Consider the following 21,737-nt stretch of genomic DNA (forward strand, 5'->3'; position numbering starts at 1 on the left):
CTTAATCCTTGGTAACCCGGTTGACTTCCTCGAGACTCGTCACACCTTGCATAACCTTAGATAGGCCTGAGGTGCGTAGATCGTTGAAGCCCTCCGCTCGCATCTGATTGGCAATGTCAATCGAGTTTGCGTCCTCCATAATGAGGCGTTGCAGGGCCTGGGTGTTACGTACTACCTCATAAATCCCTTGGCGGCCTTTATATCCACTATTGCAATGAGCACATCCTGACGGTTCATAGATTTTAAATGTCCCGATAAGATGCGATGGGAAGCCTTCTTTGAGCTGGGTTTCTTGGGGTATATCAGCCTCCCGTTTACAGTGGGGGCACAATTTGCGAGCGAGTCGCTGAGCAATTATTAAGTTGACAGATGTGGCGATATTAAATCCTGCTACCCCCATGTTCTGCAAGCGAGTCAAAGTCTCTGCGGCACTATTTGTATGCAGTGTCGATAATACAAGATGGCCAGTTTGTGCTGCTTTGATCGCGATCTCTGCTGTTTCTAGGTCGCGAATTTCGCCGACCATGATTACGTCTGGGTCTTGACGAAGAAATGAGCGCAGCGCTTGGGCGAAGTCCAGCCCTTGGCGGGGGTTCACATTAACCTGGTTGATTCCTTCCATGTTTATTTCTACCGGGTCTTCGGCGGTTGAAATATTAATGTCAACTGTATTGAGTATGTTTAGGCCTGTATAGAGTGACACGGTCTTGCCTGAGCCAGTTGGACCTGTTACTAGAATCATCCCTTGCGGTTGGCGCAATGCCTGCAGGTAAAGTTCCTTTTGTTCAGGCTCGTAACCTAATGCGTCGATGCCCATTTGCGCACTTGAAGGATCAAGAATACGCATCACGATCTTTTCCCCCCAAAGGGTTGGCAGGGTGTTGACGCGGAAGTCAATTGATCTGGTTTTAGATACACGCATCTTGATACGGCCGTCTTGAGGTTTGCGGCGCTCCGAGATATCTAAGCTAGCCATTACCTTGAGTCGGGCTGCAATTCGCCCGGCGAGGTTGATGGGGGGCTTAGCAACTTCTCGAAGGATGCCGTCAGTCCGCAGGCGGACACGGTAAACCTTCTCGTAGGGTTCAAAATGCAAGTCAGAGGATCCTCCCCGGATGGCGTCCAAGAGCATTTTATTTACAAAACGCACCACGGGCGCGTCATCTGCATCTTGGCCGGCTATCGGGCCGTCGTCTTCCGTGGTGCTTTGGACATCGACGTTGTCCAGATCAACATCGGCCATTTCCTCGAGGCCCGTGGTGTCGTGATCGAAAAGCTTGTCGATCGCCTCCACCAGCTTGTCGTCCTCAACGATGATAGCTTCCGTTGTCAGGCCCGTGCTGAACTGGATGTCAGTAATGGCTTGATGGTTAGTAGGGTCGGACACGCCCACGAACAATTTATTTCCGCGCCGCCATAGGGGGAGTGCATGGTGCTGGCGAACGAGTTTTTCACTGACAAGCCCTTTGGGCTGCGAATCTTTGTCTAGCGTCGAAAGATCAAGAAAAGAAACGCCGAATTGCTCGGACGCTATTTCAGCAATTGCCCTGCTGGTGACCAACTTGTTTTGTACCAGGAAATGTACGAGGGACGTACGATTTCGCTGGGCTTGCTGAAAAGCTTGCTGTGCACTTTTGTCCGAGAGCAGCTCGGCTTGGACCAAATGCTTGGCAAGGCCACTGAGGGTAATATCGTTCATGGGGCACCGATAACATCTATTCGGTGTTTTATAGCTTAGTCAGCCCAAGGTGCCAAATTCTGTTGTATTCGTGACAAAAAACGTCACTTTAAAGCGCTTTTCGACACGTTTTGTTGGCTGGGGCCAAAGAATGCTCCCGCATCGGCAGTCGTGCAAGGGCTGGCACATACATTGCTCGTCCTCAGCAAGGTCGCTCGGCCGGGTATTCACATCGGAGAAACGAAATGAGAAATCAAAAGGGCTTCACCCTGATCGAATTGATGGTGGTTGTTGCAATCATTGGCATTCTGGCCGCGATCGCGATCCCCCAGTACTCTAAATACCAAGCACGTGCCAAGGTCTCTGCTGGCCTGGCAGAAGCTGCTTCGTATAAAAGTGGTTTCGAGGATTTGCTTAACTCGGGTACCACTATCAGCCAGGCTAACCTGAACGCTCCGGCTTCCACTGGCAACTGCACCTTCACCTTCACCGACGGCGTGACGGGCACCATCCAATGCGCCTTGGTCAACCCGCCTACCGTTATTGCCGGTGGTACCATTTTGCTGACCCGCTCAACCACCGGCTGGACATGCACCTCCAGCTCCATTGCTTCGACTTACCTGCCTAAAGGTTGCGCTGCAGCAGCTAACGCTGGTTGATGGATTCCTTCACGGGTGAGCGTCTGCTCATCCGTGAAGTCGTTGAGGAGTAAAAATGAACAGGGAGGAGGGGTTCACGCTGGTTGAGCTGATGGTGGTAGTCGCGGTAATCGGGGTAGTGGTCTCGATTACTCTGCCGATTTACTCAAACTATTTGGCCCGAACGAAAGTAACCGCAGGAATTACAGAGACCGCTAGCCTCAAATCACTCGTTCAGGTAGAGCTGGACCAAGGACACGATGTTAGTTCCGCTTCCGACGTCGGCGCATCAGCCTCCTCGAACAACTGCAGCTCAATGACACTTTCAGGAAGTGCTCTTACCGGCGTTGCCTCAGTTGTATGCGTCTTGACGAATGCGCCTGCTACCGTAGATGGGCAGACTGTTCGGTGGACGAAGGCGGCAGCGGGAGCTTGGACCTGTGCGACTACAGCGCCTGCTGCATTGGCACCGTTTAGCTGCCCTGGAAGCTGATGAACAGTCATATCTTGCTCACCGATAGGCGGAATGCTAGCGTAGCTGCTGGAATGCCGGTGTAGCTCAGTCGGTAGAGCAGCGCACTCGTAACGCGAAGGTCGTAGGTTCGATTCCTATCCCCGGCACCATCTCCCCCCGCGTCACCAGCACCTTCCTCCCTCAATGCCGCGATATGCGATTGTTCGTGGTCATGTTCGTGGTATCGATCAACCAGATCCACTGGTCATCCGCCTTCACGTTGTTGCACTTGTTGCCATACGCCGCGTAGTTCACGCACAGGGTGCTTTCGGTCACTTGCCAGCTGCCTTTCTGCGGCCCGGTGCCGCCCATGCTCAGTACGGCGGTTCCGTCGGGTTGGAAGGTCTCGCTGTAGGGTTGGCCGTCACGGTTGATGCCGCGGTGCGGGCGGCCTACCAGTGCGCTGCTGATGGCGTCGCCCTTGAGGTCCATGGCGTTGGCCGAAGGGTCGCGGGGGTCGTTGGTGCGTTCGTCGTGCATGGCGCAGCCGGCGAGCAGAATGACCAGGGCGGTCAAGCAGATCCCTTTCATGGTGAAGTACCTGTATTGGCTGGAGGGCCCACTGAGGGGAGATTTGCATATTCCAGCGTAGTCAGGGGAAGGGGCGGGGCTATGTTGATTGGCGATAGGGCGCGTGGCGGTGATGCGCAACGGTTCTGCATGTTTTCGGAACTAACCAGGGCGCGCGCGGTTCGGCAATGCAATGGCATTGCTATCGAGTTGATTGAAGAAAATTGCGCGCCGGACGTTAGTCAAATGCGATGATGGCCAAGTGCTCCAGCTGCGAAATTACCCACGTGCCACGTTTTCAGGGGGGCCTATGACCCGTACCTTTTTTCCTACGCCTTTCGAGCCCGCCAGCTGCGCCCAATGCCGCAACCTGGAAGCGCTGGATTTTGACTTCACCATGGCCTTCCAGCCCATCGTCAACGTGCGCAGCGGCCTGCTGTACGCCTACGAGGCGTTGGTGCGCGGGCCCAATGGCGAGTCGGCGGCCAGCGTGCTGGGGCAGGTCAATGACGGCAATCGCTACCGCTTCGACCAGGCTTGCCGGGTGAAGGCCATCGAGACGGCTGCCAGGCTGGGCTTGGTGGATATCCCCGACTGCAAGTTGAGCATCAACTTCCTGCCCAACGCGGTGTACCGCGCCGAAACCTGCATCCGCGCGACGCTGGAGGCGGCCCAGGCCTCGGCGTTTCCGCTGGAGCGGCTGATGTTCGAGGTGACCGAGGGCGAGAAGGTGGAAGACCCCGAGCACTTGAAGTCGATCTTCAAGGCGTATGAGCGCCAGGGGTTTACCACCGCCATCGACGATTTCGGTTCGGGCTATTCGGGGTTGAACCTGTTGGCGACGTTCCAGCCCCAGGTGTTGAAGCTGGACATGGCGCTGACGCGCAATATCGACAGTGACGGCGTGCGCGAGGCGATCGTGGCGGGGATCGTGCTGGTGGCGCAGCGGCTGGGGATAACCTTGCTGGCCGAGGGCGTGGAGACGGATGGCGAGCGTGATGCGCTGCTGGCGCTGGGCATTGAGTTGATGCAGGGCTATCTGTTTGCGCGGCCGCAGGTGGGCGCGTTGCCGCTCAAGCCACTGTAGCCGCTGCCGCAGGCTGCGCAGACCTTGAACCTCGCTGGAAATCTCCAGTGAATATCAGGGCCAGCGCAGCCTGCGGCAGCGGCTACGGGGGGCGTCAGCCTTCCTGGCGCCAACGCACGGTGTAGTGCGCCGCCACGCTGGTCATCTGCGGCTGGAAGTGGGTGTTGGTGATCAGGTATTTGTCCACCTGGCCGTTGTCCCGGTGGTGTTCCAGGGTGTCGCCGGCGCCGGCGTTGAGGGTTACTTCGTAGATCAGCGCCTTGTTGGGTTCGACCCGGGTCTGGAAGGGCCCCAGGCGGGTGCCGTCGATGCGGATGATGTAGACCTTGTCGGCCCCGGGGTTGAGCGTGTTCGTCACTGCGAGTACTCCAATACCTTCGTTCATCTCGTGGGTGGTGGTGTCACAGACTCAGGCGCATCGACAGGTCGATGGCCTTGACGTCCTTGGTCATGGCGCCGATGGAGATGTAGTCCACACCGGTCTGGGCAATGGGCAACAGGGTGCTTTCATTGATGCCGCCGCTGGCTTCCAGCTTGGCCTTGCCGGCGTTCAGCCGCACGGCCTCGCGCATGTCGTCGTGGCTCAGCTCGTCGAGCATGATGATGTCGGCGCCGGCGTCCAGGGCTTCCTTGAGTTCGTCCAGGCTTTCGACCTCGATCTCCACCGGCTTGCCGGGGGCGATGCGGTGCGCGGCGCTGATGGCCTGGGCAATGCCACCGCTGGCGGCAATATGGTTTTCCTTGATCAGGAAGGCGTCGTACAGGCCAATGCGGTGGTTATGGCAGCCGCCGCAGGTTACCGCGTACTTCTGCGCCAGGCGCAGGCCGGGCAGGGTCTTGCGGGTGTCCAGCAACTTGACCTGGGTGCCGGCGACCTTGTCGGCCAACGCCTGGGCCTGGGTGGCCACGGCGGACAGCATCTGCAGGAAGTTCAGCGCCGTGCGCTCGCCGCTGAGCAGCGAGCGCGCCGGGCCTTCGAGGTGGAACAGGGCCTGGTTGGCACTGGCGCGCTGGCCGTCGCTGACCTGCCAGTGCACGGCCACCCGCGGGTCGAGCTGGCGGAACACCGCGTCCACCCAGGCGGTGCCGGCCACCACGCAGTCCTGGCGGGTGATGATGGTGGCTTTTGCCAGGCGCTCGGCCGGGATCAGCTGGGCGGTGATGTCCCCACTGCCAATGTCCTCGAGCAACGCACGGCGCACGTTGGCTTCGATCTCGGCAGTCAGGTCGGCGAGGCGTAGATTCGGCATAGCAGGCTCCACAGGCAAAGTGGCCGGATTATAGGGCAGTGATGCCCTGGCGCGAAGCCTTGCGAGCGGCTTGCGGCCCGGTGGCGCCAGGCGACGAAATAGAGCCGTGCGTGGGAGCTTTTTGCCATCTTTGTTGTCCACTTCGCATCGGGTTGCAAATAACCCGTTCAGGCGCTCTAGCGCTGCCGCCCGGATTTGCAGATAATGAGCGCCTTGTTATTGGCGTCATGACTTTGACGTCGGTCCATATTGTTTTCGTTCTGCGTGCTGGCGCTTACAAAAAGCGTTGCGCAGAGAGCTGTGGGCGGGTGCCGGGAACCTGCATACTAGAGCGACACGCAAACAGGACCTCATTCTTTCAGGAGGACGGGATGCACAACGATGGGAAAGTCGTGCCGTTGAACAAGGCCGCTGCTGACCAAGCCAGTCAGACGCCCTTGGCACGCCTGCCCGTTGTCCTCCTGCAAGTGCGCGACAAGGCCGCCCAGCAGTTGCGCCAGGGCTTGCAGGCACTGTTCGACAACGCCGACGACACGCTGTTCGAGATGGCCGACCGGGCCCAGAACAATGTCGAACAGAATACGTTCTTCGAGGCCATGCGCGACCTGCGCCTCAAGCGCAAGAGCATCGAGCGCGGTTTCCTCGAACGCCTCTACGAAGCCTTCGTCGCCATCGGCCAGTACGAAATCGCCGAGCCGGTGGTGGCTGCCCCGGTCAACTACGACAAGCTAGAGTTGGTGGCCAACGACGACCTGGAGCGCACCGTGGCGCTGGACGCCATGGTGGGCAAGGTGCTGGCCCGCGACGGCTTTGCCCTGGGGCAGCTGACCGCGCGCCTGAACTCCCTGGTGCTGCGCCGCCTGGAAGACGCCAGCAACCCCCTGGGCCCGGCCATGCTCTGCGACTATTTCCTGGAGGCGGGGCGCAACCTGGGCGTGGAGATCAAGGTCAAGCTGATCGTGCTCAAGCTGTTCGAAAAGTACGTGCTCAGCGATTGCGACCAGCTGTACGCCGAGGCCAACCAGCTGCTGATTGCCACCGGCGTGCTGCCCGAACTCAAGGCCGCGCCGGCCCGCCGCAGCGCCGACCGGCCCCCGGCCCGCGAGCACCCGCGCCGCGATGACGCCACCGGCCCCGCCGCGCCAAGTGCCGCGCAGCTGGATGAAAGCGTGCAGGAGGTGTTCGGCGCCCTGCAGGACCTGCTGCGCCAGTTGCGTGGCAGTGTGGCGCCCAAGCTTGAGGCCAGCCACGAAGCCCAGCCCATCACCACCAACGACCTGATGCGCCTGTTGTCGCACTTGCAGCAGTACGTGCCGTCGTCCCAGGCGGCGCAGGACGACTACGACCTGCGCTACCAGCTGGAACAGCTGCTGACCCGGGTCAGCGTCAAGAGTGGCAAGTTTCGGGTGATCGGGGTGGTGGACGAAGACGTCATCAACCTGATCGCCATGCTGTTCGAATTCATCCTCGATGATCGCACCCTGCCAGACTCGCTGAAGGCGCTGATCGGCCGCCTGCAGATTCCCATGCTCAAGGTGGCAGTGCTCGACAAGAGCTTCTTCAGCCGCGGCAGCCACCCGGCGCGGCGGCTGCTCAACGAAATTGCCTCGGCTGCCATGGGCTGGGGCAACCGCGACGACTATCAACGCGACAGCCTGTACCTGCGCATCGAGCAGATCGTGCAGCGCCTGCTCAACGACTTTGTCGACGACCCGGCGATTTTCTCCGAGCTGCTCGCCGACTTCCTGGCCTTTACCGCCGACGAGCGCCGCCGCAGCGAATTGCTGGAGCAGCGCACCCGCGACGCCGAGGAAGGCCGCGCCAAGGCCGAGCTGGCGCGCCACCGGGTGCAACAGGAGCTTAACCGCCGGCTGCTGGGCAAGGTGTTGCCGGTGGTCGTGGTGCGCCTGCTGGAGGAAGCCTGGAGCAAGGTGCTGCTGCTGGTGTGCCTCAAGCACGGCGACGGTTCCACGCAATGGCAGGACGGCCTGAACACCATGGACGAGCTGATCTGGAGCGTGGAACCCCATGACGAGCCCGACGCCCACCAGCGCCTGCTGGAGGTGGTGCCCGGCCTGCTCAAGGCGCTGCGCGATGGCCTGACCAGCTCGGCGTTCGACCCCTTTGCCACCAGCGAATTCTTCAGCCAGCTGGAGCTGCTGCACGTGCAGGCGCTCAAGCGTGACGCCCTGCACCCGGCGCCGTTGGTGGCGGGGCAGGAGCCGCCGGCGCTGGTGGCCGTGGTGGAGGAGATCGTGTTGGCCGGCCATGGCGACGCCGAGGCCAGCGAGCCTCAAGTGCGCCTGCCTGCCGATGACCCGGGCCTGTTGCAGGTGGCCAAGCTGCGGCCTGGCTGCTGGGTGGAGATCCAGGAAGACCACGACCACCGCCTGCGCTGCAAGCTGACCGCGATCATCGAGGCCACCGACAAGTACGTGTTCGTCAACCGCACCGGCATGAAGGTGCTGGAGAAGACTCGCAACGGCCTGGCCCTGGAATTCCGTAATGGCAGCGTGCGCATCCTCGATGACGCCCTGCTGTTCGACCGCGCCCTGGATTCGGTGGTCAGCAACCTGCGGCAGCTGAAAAGCAAGTAGACTGCCAGCAACCCTCTTCCTGGAGCCACGGATGCACATCGATCCTGCCACTGGCTGGTGCCAGGGCGCCCAGCACTGCCCTTCGCCGAACTTCAACGAGCGCCCGGATGGCGAGATTTCCCTGCTGGTGATCCACAACATCAGCCTGCCGCCGGGGCAGTTCAAGACCGGCCGCGTGCAGCAGTTCTTCCAGAACCAGCTGGACACCACGGCCCACCCTTTCTTCGAGACCATCGCCGAGCTGCGGGTGTCCGCGCACTTCCTGATCGAGCGTGACGGTGAGGTGACGCAATTCGTCTCCTGCTTGCAGCGTGCGTGGCATGCCGGCGTGTCCTGTTTCGAGGGGCGCGAGGCCTGCAACGATTTCTCCCTGGGCATCGAGCTGGAAGGTACTGACTTCGAACCCTTCACCGATGCCCAGTACCAGGCGCTGGCGCAGCTGACCCGGCAGCTGTTGACGCATTACCCGGGCATTACCCCGACGCGCATCTGCGGGCACAGCGACATTGCCCCGGTGCGCAAGACTGATCCAGGGCCGCATTTCGACTGGGCGCGCTACCGCGCCAGCCTGGCGGCCAACGAGGGCGAACAATGAGTTTTCTGGTCTTGGTGCTGGTGCTGTGGGTCGAGAAATTCTCCGCCCTGCGTCACCGCCTGCAACGTGATGGCGCCTGGCTCAAGGAGCTGGCGCGGCTGGAGGCGAAACCGAAACTGGCCAAGGAGCCGGCGCTGATTTTGGCCCTGTGGGTGCTGTTGCCGGCCATCGTGCTGGGCGTCGTGCTGCTGGCGCTCAAGCCTGTGGCCTACGGCTTGATCGCGTTTCCCATCCACCTGTGGGTGGTGATCTACAGCCTGGGGCGCGGTGACGTGAAGGCTTCGCTGGGGCCGTTCCGTGACGCCTGGCGCCGGGGTGACGAGCAGGCCGCAGTGCACGTGGCCGAGCGTGACCTGGGGGTTACCGGGGACGACGAGGCGAGCCTGTTGGCCAAGGTGCAGAACCTGTTCCTGTGGCAGGCCTACCAGAGCTTCTTCGCGGTGATTTTCTGGTACGTGCTGCTGGGCCCGGTGGCGGCGCTGGTGTATCGCCTGCTGGCCCTGGCGGTGGCGCATTCGAAACATCCGGGCGTCGTTGCGCGCGCAGGCAGCATTCGCCATGCCTTCGACTGGCTGCCGGTGCGGGTGCTGGCGGCCAGCTTCGCCCTGGTGGGCAACTTCGTCGCGGTGGGCAAGGTGATGCTGCATGAAGTGCTGCACTGGCACATCGGCGCGAAAAAGCTGATTGCCGACGTCGGCCGTGTCGCCGGCGAGCTGCCGGATTCGGCCGCGGGCGAGGCCGGCGTCGCCAGCCTGGACAATCTGTGGGACCTGCTGCTGCGCTCGGCGGTGCTGTGGTACGCGGTGATCGCCCTGTGGACGGTGCTGTTCTGAGGTAGGCGCGGCGCTGCCCGTAGTGGCAGCGCCGCATGCCGTCAGCGGTTTTCCGGCTTGCCGTCCAGCGGGTCCAGTTGCGCCCACTCCGCTTCGTCGAGGCCATCGCCACCGCCGATGTCGTCCTCGTCCACCACGCTCAGCGATGAGTCTGCCGCGCGGCCACGGCCGGGTTCGTCGGCGTCGCGGGCGCCGTCTTCCTCTATCAAGGTCTCGGGGCTCATGTCGTCGTCAGTGGGCTCATGGTCGTCCATCGAGGCCCCGGTCATGCCGGCTTCGCGGGCGCGGCGTGGTGGCAGTTGCTGTTCCAGCTCCGGGTTGGTCATCTCGTCGCCGATCTTTGCCGATGGCTCATCCTGGTCCAGGTGCAGCTCTTCCATGGAGCCCATGCGGTCTTCGTTGTCGTCGATGGGCGCCGGTTGTGGCGCGTGCATCGGGCGGTGTGACTCGGTCATGGCAATTCCTCATGTTTGGGGCCTTAATAGGGTGGACCCGTGGCCTTCATGAAGATTCCCCCTGTATCGAGCCGGCCATCGCGGCTTGCGCGTGACCCGGCGCGCCCGGCGCCAGTCATAGGTTGCGCACCAATTTCGAGGCTAGAACATGAACGATCTACAGGAACTGATTGATAACAACGCCCGCTGGGCCGAAGGCATCAAGCAGAAGGATCCCGACTTCTTTGCCAAGCTGGCGCGCCAGCAGACCCCGGAGTTTCTCTGGATTGGCTGCTCGGACGCCCGTGTGCCCGCCAACGAGATCGTCGGCATGCTGCCGGGCGACCTGTTCGTGCACCGCAACGTCGCCAACGTGGTACTGCACACCGACCTCAACTGCCTGTCGGTGATCCAGTACGCGGTTGACGTGCTCAAGGTCAAGCACATCCTGGTTACCGGCCACTACGGCTGTGGTGGCGTGCGGGCGTCGATGCAGGACCGCCAGTTCGGCCTGATCGACGGCTGGCTGCGCTCGATTCGCGACCTGTACTACGAAAACCGCCTGGCCCTGGCCGAGCTGCCCACCGAGGAAGAGCGGGTGGACCGTATGTGCGAGCTGAACGTGATTCAGCAGGTGGCCAACGTGGCGCACACCAGCATCGTCCAGAACGCCTGGCACCGCGGCCAGCCGCTGTCGGTGCACGGTTGCATCTACGGCATCAAGGATGGCCTGTGGAAAAGCCTGGGCGCCAACATCAGCGGCTTCGAGCAACTGCCGCCGCAGTACCGTTTGCGCCCGCTGTAAGAGCCAGACTGACTCCCGTAGCAGCGGCCGCCAGGCCGCGTCAAAGGCCCCACGCCTATCGCGTCGGGCCCGGACGCAGCCTTCGGCAGCTGCTACGAGTTAGATGCTTTCGGGCACCACCAGCGGTGCCTTCAGGGTCTTCAGCACCTTGCTCACCGGCGCCGTGGCGCATTTCGCCTTGGCCTGCTCGGCCGTGTCATGGCGCACCGAGGTGTAGAACAGTTCGCAGGTCTGCTCCTTGTCCGTCACTTGCCATTTCTGCATGCAGGCGCTGAGGGTCGCCTGGGCGTCGGCCTTCGGGTTGCCGCCCATGCCGGCCTGCCAGCAGGCGGCGCTGAGGTCCTGGCCCATCACCTTCAGGCCCACGGCATCGGCTTCCTGCACGTTGTTGTCGTAGTTGGCCGGGTCTGCCGCGTTCCAGATGTAGCTGGGGTGGTTGGCGCCCAGCACCGGCACGTTCTGGCCAGGGTTGGGGCTGATGCTGGCCAGGCCCAGCACGTTCAGGCTCTGGCCGTATTGCGCTTTGATCCAGGCCCGTACCGGCGCGCCAAACGCGACCATGGGCAGGGTCTGCCCGGCCAGGTTCTGGCTGACCTGCTTGACCATGGTGGTCTGGTAATCCTGGAAGTAGCCGTACACGCCTTCCAGGTCCTTGCCGGCGGTGGCGGGCGCGGCGATGGGGGCGATGTCGATGATGGTCTGGTAGCCCGGGGTCTGCTCGGCGGCCACGCCGTTGTCGGTGAGCAGTTGGGCCCAGCGGTCAGTGGTGTTGGAGCGCAGGTAGTCCTGGGCCTGGGTCAGCGAATAGTCTGGCGGGAAGTGCAGCAGCTCGACGCTGCGGCGGTTTTCCAGGGCCATGCCCAGGGGCAGGAACAGGTACCAGTTGTAGGCCCACTTGTTGTCGGCGTTGAGCTGGCTGGCACCCTTGTAGGCCAGGTCGCCGGCGTTGAGCAACTGCACCAGCGGCTGGTCGTAGTTGTCGGGCACGCCCTTGAGGGTGGCGAACACCTGCTGGTTGTCGGTGGTCACCCGCACGGTGGCCTGGCTGTAGCCGTCGCGTTTCAGGCTCTGGTCCAGGTAGTGCTCGACGGTCTGCTCCAGCGTCCAGTTCTTGTAGCAGATGACATTGCAGTTGTTGGGGTAGGCAAACAACTGGGTCACACGCTGGGTGCTGCCCAGGTCGATCTGGATGTCTGCCTGGGCGGCCCCGGCCAGGGTCAGGGCGGCAAGTGCAGTGGCGAGCGCGGAAACCTTTGGCATGCATAACTCCTTGTCAGTGAGAGGCCGAATAGTGCGCGAGTGTGCGTTACCGGGGAATGCTTTCCGAGAAAAAAAGTGTGTGGTCATGTAGCCGCTGCCGCCAGGCTGCGCTGGCCAGGATGAACAACCCAAAAATTGCAGCAAGACATAGGCCCAGCGCAGCCTGCGGCAGCGGCTACACTGCGGTGTCATGAAAACCATTTTTATCCTGGGGATGCTGCTGTATGGCGCGGTGGCCCACGCTGACGACCCACGCGACGAAGCCCTGTTCGTGGCCTGGTTTCGCCATCACGATACCGCGGCCTTCGAGCGCTTCCTGGTGCAGCGCAAGGTCGACACCGTGGTGCCGCTGTACCAGCTGCTGCGCACGGCCAGCGACTGGCAGCAGTGCCAGGCACAGCCGTTTGCGGTGCCGCCGGCCAGTCATTGGCCGGCGGTGGAGTCGACCTTGCAGCTGCTGGCCACGCTCAAGCGCGAAGGTGTGCTGAACCATTTCGAGGTGGTCTCGGCGTACCGCGGCAAGCGCCTGAACGCCTGCGCCGGCGGCGCCGCCCACAGCGCCCATGTGCAGGCGTTTGCCGTGGACCTGGCGTTTCCCGAGGGCAGCGCCGACCCGCAGCGCCTGTGCGATTTCTGGAAGCAGCACGGCGGCGAATGGCAGCTGGGCCTCAGCCGTTACCCATCCGGGCGCGTGCACCTGGACACCACGGGCTACCGCACCTGGGGTGACGACTACAGCGCGCGCACGTCCTATTGCCTGCAGCCAGCGTCAGGTTAAATGCGCCTTGAGCACGCCCAGCACGTCGCGGGCGAAGGCGCCGCTGTGCGCGTTGACCTTGGCGCGAAACTGCACGGCTGGCAGCGCCGGCAATTGCCAGCTGGCCGGCACCGGCACAGTGCCCGGCGGTATCGACGACTCATTCAGGCAGGCCACCCCCAGCCCGGCGCTCAACGCTGATTGCAGGCCGGCCACGCCCGAGGCTGAATGGGCCACCAGGTAGGGCCGCCGGGCCCGTTCGAGAATGTCCAGTGCCAGGCCCTGCAGCGAGCAGGTGGCGGGCAGCACCACCAGTGGCAGGGTCGCGGGGCGTTCGGCGGCCAGGTGTTCGGCGATCACCCAGTGCAGGCGTTCGTCGCGCACCGGTTCCACGCCCGCCAGCAGCGGCTGGGCGTGGTCGTGGAGGATCTGCATGTACAGGCCGATGTCGAAATCTGCCGGTTCGGCCTCGATCAGCGCGCTCTTGCGCACGGTCACGTGCAGGCGCAGGCCGGGGTAGCGTTCGGCCAGGCGCTTGAGCAGCGGGGCGATGGCGTTGGGGCGGAAGTAGTCGGTTATCAACAGGCGCAGGTCGCCGCTCAGGCCGGTGCCGCGCATGTCGTGCAGCACCTGGTCGTTGAGGTCCAGCAACTGCCGCGCGTGGCCCAGCAGGCGCTCGCCCGCAGGCGTGAGGCGGGTGCCGCGCTTGCTGCGGGTGAACAGTTGCTGGCCGCAGAAGCTTTCCAGTTTCTGTAGTTGCTCGCTGACCGCGGACTGCGAGCGGTGCAGGCGTTCGGCCGCCGCTGCCAGGGTGCCGGCCTCGGCGACCACGGTCAGGGTGTTGAGCAAATCGAGGTCAAAGCGGCTCACGGTCATCACGCCTTTTGCCGATGGATGTGCTCTGAATATCCCGCTTTTCCGATGATGGAGCAAGGGCGATGATCAGGGCGCAATCCACCCACAAGGAGCAACATCATGCCTGGCCTGACCTTACTGATTTCCGGTGAACCCAAGGACGCCCTGGTGCCCGTGCTGGCGCGCGAACTGACCGAGCTCACCTGCGCCATCCTCGACAAACAGCAGCAGAGCACCACGGTGACCGTGGATTTCCTGCCCCGCGCCCAGTGGTTTATCTACAACCGCAGCCTGGCCGAGCTGGGCAAGGACGCCTTCCGCCTGCAGGTGACCATTACTGACGAAACCACCACCAAGGACCAGAAGGCGCGGTTCCAGCGCGAGGCCTACGCGTTGCTGGCCGAGCGCATCGGCAACCTGCACTCGCACTCCAACGTGCACCTGATCGATTGCCGCGCCTCGGCCTACAGCTACGCCGGCATTACCCAGGAGTACCGCTACCAGCACCCCCAGGCCTGAGCTTCACGGGTAGGGAATGGGCGTCAGCACCGGCTGGCCGGCGAAGAAGGCCAGCAGGTTCTGGTTCACCAGGTTTACCGTGGCCTCGGAGGCCTGGGGCGACAGGCCGGCGACGTGTGGCGTGAGCACCACGTTGTCCAGGGCCTTGAGCGCGTCAGGGACGGCGGGCTCGTCGTCGAACACGTCCAGCGCCGCGCCGGCGATGGTGCGTTGCTGCAGGGCCTCGATCAGGTCGGCGGTGGCGATCACGCTGGCGCGGGCAATATTCACCACGAAACCGTGCGGCCCCAGGGCCAGTAGCGCGGTTTTGTCGATGGCGTGCTGGCTGCTCGGGCCGCCGGGAGTGGCGATCACCAGGTAATCGCAGGAGGCCGCCAGTTCCACCGGGCTGGCGCAGTAGTGGTAGTCGACGTCGGTGCGTGGGCGGCGGTTGTGGTAAGTGACGGTCATGTCGAAACCGCGCGCGGCGCGCTTGGCGATCGCCAGGCCCACTGCGCCCAGGCCCAGGATGCCCAGGCGGCCGCCTTCCAGGGTGGGGCGGCTGAGCTTGCGCCATTCACCGCGGCGCACCGAGGCATCGGCCCCTGGAATATCGCGCACCAGCGCCAGCAGCAGGGCCATGGCGTGGTCGGCCACCGACGAGGCGTTGGCGCCGGCGCCGTTGGTCACGGTGATGCCGGCGGCATGGGCGGCGGCCAGGTCCACGTGCTCGTAGCCGGCGCCGATCACGCAGATGATTTTCAGGTGCGGCAGCGCCGCCATTTCATCGGCGAAGAACCCCAGCGGGCCACGGGTGAGCACGGCGGTGATGCGCTGGCCGTGGTCGCGGATGGCGGCGGCGCGCAGCTCGCGGGTGGGCGCCAGAATCAGCGTGAAGCCGCTGTCTTCGAGGATATGCAGGTAGTCGTTGACGGCTTCCACCAGCACCAGGACCGTTGCGCTCATGGGTTCCCTCCGGAATAAAGTAAGTCAGGCGCCCATTGACCGATTCCTGGCGACAATGGTCAATGACTATTCAAGGCCCTGCGAGTTTATTTCATGTCCTGGTTGACCGACCCCGCTGTCTGGACCGCGCTGTTGCAGATTGTCGCCATCGATTTGCTGCTGGGTGGCGACAACGCCGTGGTCATCGCCCTGGCCTGCCGCAACCTGCCGCGCGAACAACGGCGCAAGGCCATCTTGGGCGGTGTGGCGGGGGCAATCCTGCTGCGCGTGGTGCTGTTGTTCTTTGCCATGCAACTGTTGTCGCTGCCTTACCTGAAACTGGCGGGGGCGCTGCTGTTGCTGTGGATCGGCGTGAAGCTGCTGATTCGCGAAGAGGACGGGCATGCCGACATTCGTGGCGATGTGCACCTGTTCAATGCCATCAAGACCATCATCATCGCCGACGCGGTGATGTCGCTGGACAACGTGCTGGCGGTGGCGGCTGCGGGCGCTGGGAATATCTACCTGGTCAGCTTCGGGGTGTTGATCAGCATCCCGGTGATCGTGCTGGGCAGCCGCCTGGTGCTGACGGCCATGGAGCGTTTCCCGGTGGTGATTCAGCTGGGCGGGGCGTTGATTGGCTGGATTGCCGGCGGCATGGCGGTGGCGGATCCGGCGCTGGCGGGGTACCTGCCGGGTAGCGTGGCGGTGCAGCATTATGCCGCCAGCGTGGTGGGTGCAGGGTTGGTGCTGGTGGTAGGGCAGGCGTGGAACCGGCGGTTGGTGGCGCGGCGCCTGTGAGCAGCCGCGTAGCAGCTGCCGCCAGGCTGCGTCAGACGGCATGTGCGGTTAGCCTGACGCACCGTGGCCGCCATGACGCGGCCTGGCGGCCACTGCTACGGTCTCAGAATTTCAGGGCATTGGTCAGGTCGCCCATGGGCTTCTGTCCACGTGCCACCATGGCGTCGTCGCGCTGCTTGAGGCCGTCCAGCGTCTCCAGCTTGAATACCCGGGTGATCAGCCGCAGGATCGACGCGGTGTCATACACCGTGTGGTCCACCGTGCCCTTGCGTGCGAACGGCGACACCACCAGCGCCGGAATGCGCGTGCCCGGGCCCCAGCGGTCGCCCTTGGGTGGCGCCACGTGGTCCCACCAGCCGCCGTTCTCATCGACAGTGACCACCACCACCATGTTTTTCCATTGCGGGCTGTTGCGCAGCACCTTCAGGGCGGTGGCGATATGCCGGTCGCCGGCGGCCACGTCAGCGTAGCCGGCGTGCATGTTGAGGTTGCCCTGGGGCTTGTAGAAGGTCACGGCGGGCAGCTTGCCGGCGGCCGCGTCGGCGAGGAACTTGTTGCTGCCGGGCTCGTCGCCCAGGCCACCGTCGCGCAGGCGCTTCTGGCGCTCGGCCGGGTTCTCCGGGCCTTGCTGCTTGAAGTAGTTGAACGGCTGGTGGTGATACTGGAAGTTGGGGATCTTGGGGATGCCGCCCGAGTCCTTGTACTGGTCCAGGGTGGCCTGCCAGGCGCCCGCGTACCAGGCCCAGTCGACGTTCTTCTTGCTCAGCTTGTCGCCGATGTGTTCGTGGCTCTGGGGTACCAGCACGCTGGCCAGGTCCGGCTTGGAGTAGTCTGGGCGTTCCGGGTCGCGGATCCAGGTTGGCCAGTAGGGCGGCGCCATGGTGTTCACGGCGAAGCCGTCCGGGGTCAGCGCGCTGGGGCCGAACGCCGGGGCGCCGGTCATGGCGCTGGCCGGGGACTTGTCCAGGGGCTTGAGGCGCGTGTCCAGCGGGTCATCGCTCTGCAGCGTGGCGATCTGCTCCTTGGCCACCGAGCTGCTGGCGTTGGGGTAGAACGGCGCGGTGGCGCTGATCAGGTACTGGTGGTTGAGGAACGAGCCGCCGAAGGCGCCCTGGAAGAAGTTGTCGCACAGCACGAACTCGCGCGCCACGTCCCACAGGCGCAGGGAATACTGGGTCTGCGCGTAGTAGCCCATGGTCAGGCCGCCGGAGTCGGCCCAGGCCACGAACTGGTCATTCTTGCCGCCGTTGATCTGCATCTGGTTCTGGTAGAACACATGCCACAGGTCGCGGGTCACCACGCCCAGGGGCAGGTCTTCCTGGTTCGGGCCTTTCAGCGCGAACGGCGCGTTGGGCAGGTTTTCCTGGTACTGCACGCCCGGGGCGTAGGTCACGCCATCCACGGTTTGCGGGCCAAGCTGCAGGGTGCCGCCCCAGGCCGGTGGCAGGGTCTTGAGCAGGCTGCCGTCACGGTCGCGCTGCTGGTGCTCCTCGGGCTTGAGCGTCGCCAGCGGTTGTTCCAGGCCAGGGAAGTTGGCGAACAAGTTGTTGAAACTGCGGTTCTCGGCGTAGATCACCACCACCGTCTTGACGTTGTCGGCCAGCGCCTTGTCCAGCTCGCTGGGCGACAGCGGGTGCTCGTCGGCCTTGCCCGGCTGGTCATTGGTGCTGCCACAGGCGCTCAGCGTCGCCGCGCCCACGCCCAGCACCGCCACGCCACCCAGGAAACGGCGGCGGCTGGTGTCGGGCAGCAAGGGGGAGGAGGGGGCTTGGATATCGTCAGTCTTGTCACTCATCACGGCATCCCTGGTCAGGCGTAACAAAAAAATACTGGTCGGGAGGGTAGCAGTGGTTTGTGACGGTTGTGGGGCGGGTTTGTTTCAGCGGGTTCCCTCGGGAAAAGCGAAGGCCTTTCCCAAGGTAATGATTACCCGCTTACTGCCCCAGCCGATTGCCCTGCCGATCACGGCTTTCCAGCGCAGCACCCACCAGAGTGTTCGCCATGTTCACCAGATGGTAAAGGGCCATGGCCTGGCCGCGTTGGTCGCCGATGTAGTTGTCGGCGAGTTCGTAGGCTGAGCTGGCGGTGCAGGTCAGCAGTTCGCTGGCGTGCTGCAGGATGTCGTCGATGCCAATGCCTTCGCGCACGGTGAAGAGGTGGTGTTCGTCGTTGTGAGGTTCGGTGTGGGTGGTGAAGAAGCGTTCGCTGGGGGCTGCGTCGAGGGGGGGATGCGGTGGGTCGGGGACGATTTTGGTCATGGTGTAGCTCCGTTCGGTAAATGGAGCTACCACTGCTCGCTGCTAAACGAAGGTGGCAGCTGTACGCAGGTTAGCAGACCGGCCGATCGGATCCCGGCGCACCCGAAGGTGCCCTGCACACAGCCGCCATGAGATGCAGGCTGGTTAAGCCTGGCTCGCGGAACGTCTATGCGAAGATCGGTAATTGCGCGGGTCTGCTAACCCGGCCATTGGTTTTCAATGGCAACCGAAGACTAAAGCAGCGGGTTTGGTTCGACGATCCGAAACGGCCGACCGCAGGGTAGGACATTTCCCAAAGATCTAGAAATGCCGCAGTGAGACAAGGTGTTTCATGAAGGCTTTAAGCGGACTTCGCTTTCGGGACGCAGCCTTCGGCAGCTGCTACGGGGGCGCTGTAGCAGCTGCCGAAGGCTGCGTCCGGGCTGAACGGTTATTTATCTGCTGCTCTGGTACAGCCGATGGTCCGGATCCAGCCAAACCACGAAAAACACATGGTCTACAAAGAAGCCATGAACCCGGCCATGTTCATTGGCGCTGACTGCAAACTGGAATGGAGTGGTGCTTTTCAGCTGTTCGTGCAGATGGTGAAAACCTTTGGGTTCGGAAGTGCGATCCCAGGCTATGGGGTGGGCCCGAATCGCAGAGGAGCGGTTGGCGTGGAACTCCTGCACGGAGAAGTTGCTGAGGGCGCTTAGGCGGGCAATGAACCTGCAGAAGTACCGGGCTTCGCGGCTGTCGTAGTGAAATTTGTCGTGGGATTGCTCTATGTGGCGGAACGAAAAGCTGATGCGTTGCCGGGCGTCTGGAGTACCGGCCCGCATTTTCAATTCCGATTGTGGGAGGCGTCCTGCCTTCATGCCCATGGTTGTGTCCTATTGGTCGCTGTGGGACATCTCTGTGTAGAAATCGCGGGTGATGCCTTTATCAATGGCATTTGTGCAGGGCGCATCCGGCGCCAGTTGGCCTCTGGCGGATAACCACGGGCGTTCCTGATGGGTCAGCTGTTCCAGTTCGTACCCCGAGTACCCGCCGAAAACACGGTAGACCTCATCCAGAAAGGTTTGGATGGCAGGGGCGAGGGCTGGTTTTTGTGTGTCGCTGGGAATCGAGCGCCAGCGGAACTGGGAAAACCGGTGATACGTGTCGCGATGCACGGGGCCATGAACCCAGGCTTCAAATGGTTCGGGAATCAGCGGTTCGCCGTCGTTCATGACCATGTGCCAGGCATCGGCGTAGAACATCAGTTTCTGCAACTTCAAGGCGGTGAGGACGTCGCCGTGCTCCTGGGCGAACCACAGGAGATAATCGGCTACCCCATTTGCTGTGCTTGCGGCCATCGGGCCTCCGGTGCGCTGTAGCAGGGAAAAGGTATCTGTGCAGGCAGTGCACGATGGGCTCTTTTCCACGAAGCGTCGATCAGCCCGGCCTGATCATTGCGTAGGACTTTTCCCAAGCCAAAAAAAAAGAGCCTACCTTTCGGTAAGCTCTTTTTCGTACTTGGTGGCTACACAGGGACTTGAACCCCGGACCCCAGCATTATGAATGCTATGCTCTAACCAACTGAGCTATGTAGCCAAGATGGCGCGCATTATTCCCTCAGAACGAACATGTGTCAATCATCTTTTTGAAAATTTTTTACGTGTGATCAAAAGGTTAGGGTCCACACGGACGAACGGGCCGGAAAACCCGGGCCGTTCGGACATAAATTGTTTCATTGTTAGCAATCCCGCCCCGAAAAATGGCACATTAGGACCCCATGCGCTGGACGTGCACTCGTTTGCGGCACGCTGAGCAGCGTTCCTACCCGTTGTGTGGAAGATTTGCCTGATGGCCATAACCAACGTTCAAACCAGCTCGGCCCCGGCGGCCGCTGCGGCGCAGACCAGCCCCCTGGTGATGCGCATCATCGGCGCCTGCGCGCTGGCGCACCTGATCAACGACCTGATCCAGTCGGTACTGCCCTCCATCTACCCGATGCTCAAGGCCAACTACGGCTTGAGCTTCACCCAGGTGGGGCTGATTACCCTGACCTTCCAGATCACCGCCTCGCTGCTGCAGCCGTGGGTGGGCTTCTATACCGACCGCAACCCCAAGCCGAACCTGCTGCCGCTGGGCACTATCTGTACGCTGGTGGGTATCGTGATGCTGGCCTTCGTCGGCAGCTTCCCGATGATTCTGGTGGCGTCGGCGCTGGTGGGCATTGGCTCGTCGACCTTCCACCCGGAAACCTCGCGCATCGCGCGGCTGGCCTCGGGTGGCCGCTATGGCCTGGCGCAGTCGACCTTCCAGGTGGGCGGCAACGCCGGCTCCGCATTCGGGCCGCTGCTGGCGGCGGCGCTGATCATTCCGTTCGGCCAGGGCAACGTGGCGCTGTTCGGCGTCTTCGCGCTGTTCGCCCTGGGCGTTACCTGGGTGCTGAGCCGCTGGTACAAGGAACACCTGAACCTGTTCAAGGCCAAGAAGGGCGGCCAAGCCACCCACGGCCTGTCCAAGCGCCGCGTCACCGCCGCGCTGGTGGTGCTGGGCCTGCTGGTGTTCTCCAAGTACTTCTACATGGCCAGCTTCACCAGCTACTTCACCTTCTACCTGATCGAGAAGTTCCAGCTGTCGGTGGCCAGCTCGCAGCTGCACCTGTTCCTGTTCCTCGGGGCGGTGGCGGCGGGGACCTTCTTCGGCGGCCCCATCGGCGACAAGATCGGCCGCAAGGCGGTGATCTGGTTCTCCATCCTGGGCGTGGCGCCGTTTACCTTGGCGCTGCCTTACGTGGACCTGTTCTGGACCACGGTGCTCAGCGTGATCATTGGTTTCATCCTGGCGTCGGCGTTTTCGGCCATTGTCGTGTTCGCCCAGGAACTGGTGCCCGGCAACGTCGGCATGATCGCCGGGGTGTTCTTCGGCCTGATGTTCGGCTTCGGCGGCATCGGCGCTGCGCTGCTGGGGCATCTGGCGGACATTCACGGCATCGAGTACGTGTACACCCTGTGCTCGTTCCTGCCGCTGTTCGGCATCCTGACGATATTGCTGCCTAATACGCGCAAAGCCTGACCCACGAAAAGGCCCGCGCGATGCGGGCCTTTTCGTAGCCGCAGCCGCCAGGCTGCGCAGGGCGTGTGCCACGGTGAAGATCTGCAGCGTACACGAGGGCCAGCGCCGCCTGCCGGCAGCGGCTACGGGGTGCGTGTGGGGGCGCAAATGGCGCGATTATTTTGAATCGCGCCACAATCGCGCCACGCCGCCCGAACAACCGCGCCACCGACCACCGGACCTGTAGCCGCAGCCGCCAGGCTGCGCAGGGCGTGTGCCACGGTGAAGATCTGCAGCGTACACGAGGGCCAGCGCCGCCTGCCGGCAGCGGCTACGGGGTGCGTGTGGGGGCGCAAATGGCGCGATTATTTTGAATCGCGCCACAATCGCGCCACGCC

23 protein-coding genes and 2 tRNA genes are annotated in these 21,737 nt (G+C 62.8%); 12 read left to right on the forward strand and 13 right to left on the reverse strand.

The window, feature by feature from the left end:
* Position 1 precedes the first annotated feature (1 nt).
* Positions 2 to 1,699, reverse strand: coding sequence for a type IV-A pilus assembly ATPase PilB (pilB, locus tag ACWKWX_RS00955; protein WP_483826827.1), 1,698 nt, complete (start codon positions 1,697 to 1,699; stop codon positions 2 to 4).
* 224 nt (positions 1,700 to 1,923) lie between these two features.
* Here pilB and ACWKWX_RS00960 point away from each other — a divergent pair, with 224 nt between their 5' ends.
* From ACWKWX_RS00960 to ACWKWX_RS00970, 3 genes are all read left to right on the forward strand, one after another.
* A complete protein-coding gene (locus ACWKWX_RS00960) occupies positions 1,924 to 2,337 on the forward strand; it encodes a pilin (RefSeq protein WP_483826828.1) in 414 nt (137 codons plus the stop codon).
* 55 nt (positions 2,338 to 2,392) lie between these two features.
* A complete protein-coding gene (locus ACWKWX_RS00965) occupies positions 2,393 to 2,809 on the forward strand; it encodes a pilin (protein WP_483826829.1) in 417 nt (138 codons plus the stop codon).
* Positions 2,810 to 2,864: 55 nt separating this feature from the next.
* Positions 2,865 to 2,940: transfer RNA gene (locus ACWKWX_RS00970), tRNA-Thr, on the forward strand.
* A 31-nt stretch (positions 2,941 to 2,971) separates the two neighbouring features.
* Here the strand turns inward: ACWKWX_RS00970 and ACWKWX_RS00975 are convergent.
* Positions 2,972 to 3,361 (reverse strand): hypothetical protein, encoded by a 390-nt coding sequence (locus ACWKWX_RS00975; protein WP_473004492.1) that lies wholly within the window; start codon positions 3,359 to 3,361, stop codon positions 2,972 to 2,974.
* A 289-nt stretch (positions 3,362 to 3,650) separates the two neighbouring features.
* On the opposite strand from ACWKWX_RS00975, the gene ACWKWX_RS00980 reads away from it, so the two are divergent.
* Entirely contained in the window at positions 3,651 to 4,427 is a 777-nt protein-coding gene (locus ACWKWX_RS00980) for an EAL domain-containing protein (RefSeq protein WP_416426926.1), read from the forward strand.
* A gap of 94 nt (positions 4,428 to 4,521) precedes the next feature.
* Here the strand turns inward: ACWKWX_RS00980 and ACWKWX_RS00985 are convergent, their stop codons facing one another.
* Positions 4,522 to 4,785, reverse strand: a complete 264-nt coding sequence (locus ACWKWX_RS00985) for a hypothetical protein (RefSeq protein WP_416426925.1) — start codon at positions 4,783 to 4,785, stop codon at positions 4,522 to 4,524.
* Positions 4,786 to 4,828: 43 nt separating this feature from the next.
* A complete protein-coding gene (nadC, locus tag ACWKWX_RS00990) occupies positions 4,829 to 5,677 on the reverse strand; it encodes a carboxylating nicotinate-nucleotide diphosphorylase (protein ID WP_416426924.1) in 849 nt (282 codons plus the stop codon).
* A 371-nt stretch (positions 5,678 to 6,048) separates the two neighbouring features.
* Between nadC and ACWKWX_RS00995 the strand changes: the two genes are divergently transcribed.
* The 3 genes from ACWKWX_RS00995 to ampE are packed head-to-tail and all read left to right on the forward strand — an operon-like array spanning position 6,049 to position 9,702.
* Complete coding sequence (locus ACWKWX_RS00995; protein ID WP_483826830.1) at positions 6,049 to 8,274, forward strand: DUF1631 domain-containing protein; 2,226 nt, start codon at positions 6,049 to 6,051, stop codon at positions 8,272 to 8,274.
* Positions 8,275 to 8,305: 31 nt separating this feature from the next.
* The gene (gene ampD / locus ACWKWX_RS01000) at positions 8,306 to 8,869 is read left to right on the forward strand and encodes a 1,6-anhydro-N-acetylmuramyl-L-alanine amidase AmpD (protein ID WP_416426922.1); all 564 of its coding nucleotides are present in this window, start codon (positions 8,306 to 8,308) and stop codon (positions 8,867 to 8,869) included.
* On the forward strand, positions 8,866 to 9,702 hold the full coding sequence (ampE, locus tag ACWKWX_RS01005) for a regulatory signaling modulator protein AmpE (RefSeq protein ID WP_483826831.1): 837 nt from the start codon (positions 8,866 to 8,868) through the stop codon (positions 9,700 to 9,702). Before ampD ends, ampE begins: the two co-directional genes overlap by 4 nt.
* A gap of 41 nt (positions 9,703 to 9,743) precedes the next feature.
* Here ampE and ACWKWX_RS01010 read toward each other — a convergent pair whose 3' ends face one another.
* On the reverse strand, positions 9,744 to 10,157 hold the full coding sequence (locus tag ACWKWX_RS01010; protein ID WP_416426920.1) for a serine kinase/phosphatase: 414 nt from the start codon (positions 10,155 to 10,157) through the stop codon (positions 9,744 to 9,746).
* Positions 10,158 to 10,305: 148 nt separating this feature from the next.
* Between ACWKWX_RS01010 and can the strand changes: the two genes are divergently transcribed.
* On the forward strand, positions 10,306 to 10,941 hold the full coding sequence (gene can, locus ACWKWX_RS01015) for a carbonate dehydratase (protein WP_416426919.1): 636 nt from the start codon (positions 10,306 to 10,308) through the stop codon (positions 10,939 to 10,941).
* 99 nt (positions 10,942 to 11,040) lie between these two features.
* Here the strand turns inward: can and ACWKWX_RS01020 are convergent, their stop codons facing one another.
* Entirely contained in the window at positions 11,041 to 12,201 is a 1,161-nt protein-coding gene (locus ACWKWX_RS01020) for a hypothetical protein (protein ID WP_416426918.1), read from the reverse strand.
* Positions 12,202 to 12,391: 190 nt separating this feature from the next.
* Between ACWKWX_RS01020 and ACWKWX_RS01025 the strand changes: the two genes are divergently transcribed.
* Positions 12,392 to 12,979 (forward strand): D-Ala-D-Ala carboxypeptidase family metallohydrolase, encoded by a 588-nt coding sequence (locus ACWKWX_RS01025; protein ID WP_483826832.1) that lies wholly within the window; start codon positions 12,392 to 12,394, stop codon positions 12,977 to 12,979.
* Here ACWKWX_RS01025 and ACWKWX_RS01030 read toward each other — a convergent pair.
* On the reverse strand, positions 12,971 to 13,828 hold the full coding sequence (locus tag ACWKWX_RS01030) for a LysR family transcriptional regulator (RefSeq protein ID WP_483826833.1): 858 nt from the start codon (positions 13,826 to 13,828) through the stop codon (positions 12,971 to 12,973). The two genes, ACWKWX_RS01025 and ACWKWX_RS01030, sit on opposite strands and share 9 nt — an antisense overlap.
* A gap of 105 nt (positions 13,829 to 13,933) precedes the next feature.
* On the opposite strand from ACWKWX_RS01030, the gene ACWKWX_RS01035 reads away from it, so the two are divergent.
* Positions 13,934 to 14,332, forward strand: coding sequence for a tautomerase family protein (locus ACWKWX_RS01035; protein ID WP_483826834.1), 399 nt, complete (start codon positions 13,934 to 13,936; stop codon positions 14,330 to 14,332).
* Positions 14,333 to 14,335: 3 nt separating this feature from the next.
* Here the strand turns inward: ACWKWX_RS01035 and ACWKWX_RS01040 are convergent, their stop codons facing one another.
* On the reverse strand, positions 14,336 to 15,277 hold the full coding sequence (locus ACWKWX_RS01040) for a 2-hydroxyacid dehydrogenase (protein ID WP_483826835.1): 942 nt from the start codon (positions 15,275 to 15,277) through the stop codon (positions 14,336 to 14,338).
* 93 nt (positions 15,278 to 15,370) lie between these two features.
* On the opposite strand from ACWKWX_RS01040, the gene ACWKWX_RS01045 reads away from it, so the two are divergent.
* Positions 15,371 to 16,057: a TerC family protein gene (locus tag ACWKWX_RS01045; protein WP_483826836.1), complete on the forward strand. Its 687-nt coding sequence runs from the start codon at positions 15,371 to 15,373 to the stop codon at positions 16,055 to 16,057.
* Positions 16,058 to 16,160: 103 nt separating this feature from the next.
* Here ACWKWX_RS01045 and ACWKWX_RS01050 read toward each other — a convergent pair whose 3' ends face one another.
* The 5 genes from ACWKWX_RS01050 to ACWKWX_RS01070 form a co-directional block, all read right to left on the reverse strand.
* Positions 16,161 to 17,852, reverse strand: coding sequence for an acid phosphatase (locus ACWKWX_RS01050; protein WP_483826837.1), 1,692 nt, complete (start codon positions 17,850 to 17,852; stop codon positions 16,161 to 16,163).
* Between the two features lie 139 nt (positions 17,853 to 17,991).
* The gene (locus ACWKWX_RS01055) at positions 17,992 to 18,315 is read right to left on the reverse strand and encodes a DUF6124 family protein (RefSeq protein WP_483826838.1); all 324 of its coding nucleotides are present in this window, start codon (positions 18,313 to 18,315) and stop codon (positions 17,992 to 17,994) included.
* 434 nt (positions 18,316 to 18,749) lie between these two features.
* Positions 18,750 to 19,178 carry a hypothetical protein gene (locus tag ACWKWX_RS01060; RefSeq protein WP_483826839.1) on the reverse strand — a complete coding sequence of 143 codons (429 nt, stop codon included), beginning with the start codon at positions 19,176 to 19,178 and terminating at the stop codon, positions 18,750 to 18,752.
* A 9-nt stretch (positions 19,179 to 19,187) separates the two neighbouring features.
* Positions 19,188 to 19,652: a Panacea domain-containing protein gene (locus ACWKWX_RS01065; RefSeq protein ID WP_483826840.1), complete on the reverse strand. Its 465-nt coding sequence runs from the start codon at positions 19,650 to 19,652 to the stop codon at positions 19,188 to 19,190.
* A gap of 161 nt (positions 19,653 to 19,813) precedes the next feature.
* Positions 19,814 to 19,890, reverse strand: a tRNA-Met gene (locus tag ACWKWX_RS01070).
* Between the two features lie 252 nt (positions 19,891 to 20,142).
* On the opposite strand from ACWKWX_RS01070, the gene ACWKWX_RS01075 reads away from it, so the two are divergent.
* Complete coding sequence (locus tag ACWKWX_RS01075) at positions 20,143 to 21,360, forward strand: MFS transporter (protein ID WP_416426909.1); 1,218 nt, start codon at positions 20,143 to 20,145, stop codon at positions 21,358 to 21,360.
* The last annotated feature ends 377 nt before the right edge of the window (positions 21,361 to 21,737 follow it).

Source organism: Pseudomonas imperatae (assembly GCF_057128625.1).

Bases quoted from the DNA above. Each gene is read 5' to 3' on its own strand.
- pilB (WP_483826827.1), bottom strand. From the start codon at position 1,699: ATGAACGATATTACCCTCAGTGGCCTTGCCAAGCATTTGGTCCAAGCC.
- ACWKWX_RS00960 (WP_483826828.1), top strand. From the start codon at position 1,924: ATGAGAAATCAAAAGGGCTTCACCCTGATCGAATTGATGGTGGTTGTT.
- ACWKWX_RS00965 (WP_483826829.1), top strand. From the start codon at position 2,393: ATGAACAGGGAGGAGGGGTTCACGCTGGTTGAGCTGATGGTGGTAGTC.
- ACWKWX_RS00975 (WP_473004492.1), bottom strand. From the start codon at position 3,361: ATGAAAGGGATCTGCTTGACCGCCCTGGTCATTCTGCTCGCCGGCTGC.
- ACWKWX_RS00980 (WP_416426926.1), top strand. From the start codon at position 3,651: ATGACCCGTACCTTTTTTCCTACGCCTTTCGAGCCCGCCAGCTGCGCC.
- nadC (WP_416426924.1), bottom strand. From the start codon at position 5,677: ATGCCGAATCTACGCCTCGCCGACCTGACTGCCGAGATCGAAGCCAAC.
- ACWKWX_RS00995 (WP_483826830.1), top strand. From the start codon at position 6,049: ATGCACAACGATGGGAAAGTCGTGCCGTTGAACAAGGCCGCTGCTGAC.
- ampD (WP_416426922.1), top strand. From the start codon at position 8,306: ATGCACATCGATCCTGCCACTGGCTGGTGCCAGGGCGCCCAGCACTGC.
- ampE (WP_483826831.1), top strand. From the start codon at position 8,866: ATGAGTTTTCTGGTCTTGGTGCTGGTGCTGTGGGTCGAGAAATTCTCC.
- ACWKWX_RS01010 (WP_416426920.1), bottom strand. From the start codon at position 10,157: ATGACCGAGTCACACCGCCCGATGCACGCGCCACAACCGGCGCCCATC.
- can (WP_416426919.1), top strand. From the start codon at position 10,306: ATGAACGATCTACAGGAACTGATTGATAACAACGCCCGCTGGGCCGAA.
- ACWKWX_RS01020 (WP_416426918.1), bottom strand. From the start codon at position 12,201: ATGCCAAAGGTTTCCGCGCTCGCCACTGCACTTGCCGCCCTGACCCTG.
- ACWKWX_RS01025 (WP_483826832.1), top strand. From the start codon at position 12,392: ATGAAAACCATTTTTATCCTGGGGATGCTGCTGTATGGCGCGGTGGCC.
- ACWKWX_RS01035 (WP_483826834.1), top strand. From the start codon at position 13,934: ATGCCTGGCCTGACCTTACTGATTTCCGGTGAACCCAAGGACGCCCTG.
- ACWKWX_RS01040 (WP_483826835.1), bottom strand. From the start codon at position 15,277: ATGAGCGCAACGGTCCTGGTGCTGGTGGAAGCCGTCAACGACTACCTG.
- ACWKWX_RS01045 (WP_483826836.1), top strand. From the start codon at position 15,371: ATGTCCTGGTTGACCGACCCCGCTGTCTGGACCGCGCTGTTGCAGATT.
- ACWKWX_RS01050 (WP_483826837.1), bottom strand. From the start codon at position 17,852: ATGAGTGACAAGACTGACGATATCCAAGCCCCCTCCTCCCCCTTGCTG.
- ACWKWX_RS01055 (WP_483826838.1), bottom strand. From the start codon at position 18,315: ATGACCAAAATCGTCCCCGACCCACCGCATCCCCCCCTCGACGCAGCC.
- ACWKWX_RS01060 (WP_483826839.1), bottom strand. From the start codon at position 19,178: ATGGGCATGAAGGCAGGACGCCTCCCACAATCGGAATTGAAAATGCGG.
- ACWKWX_RS01065 (WP_483826840.1), bottom strand. From the start codon at position 19,652: ATGGCCGCAAGCACAGCAAATGGGGTAGCCGATTATCTCCTGTGGTTC.
- ACWKWX_RS01075 (WP_416426909.1), top strand. From the start codon at position 20,143: ATGGCCATAACCAACGTTCAAACCAGCTCGGCCCCGGCGGCCGCTGCG.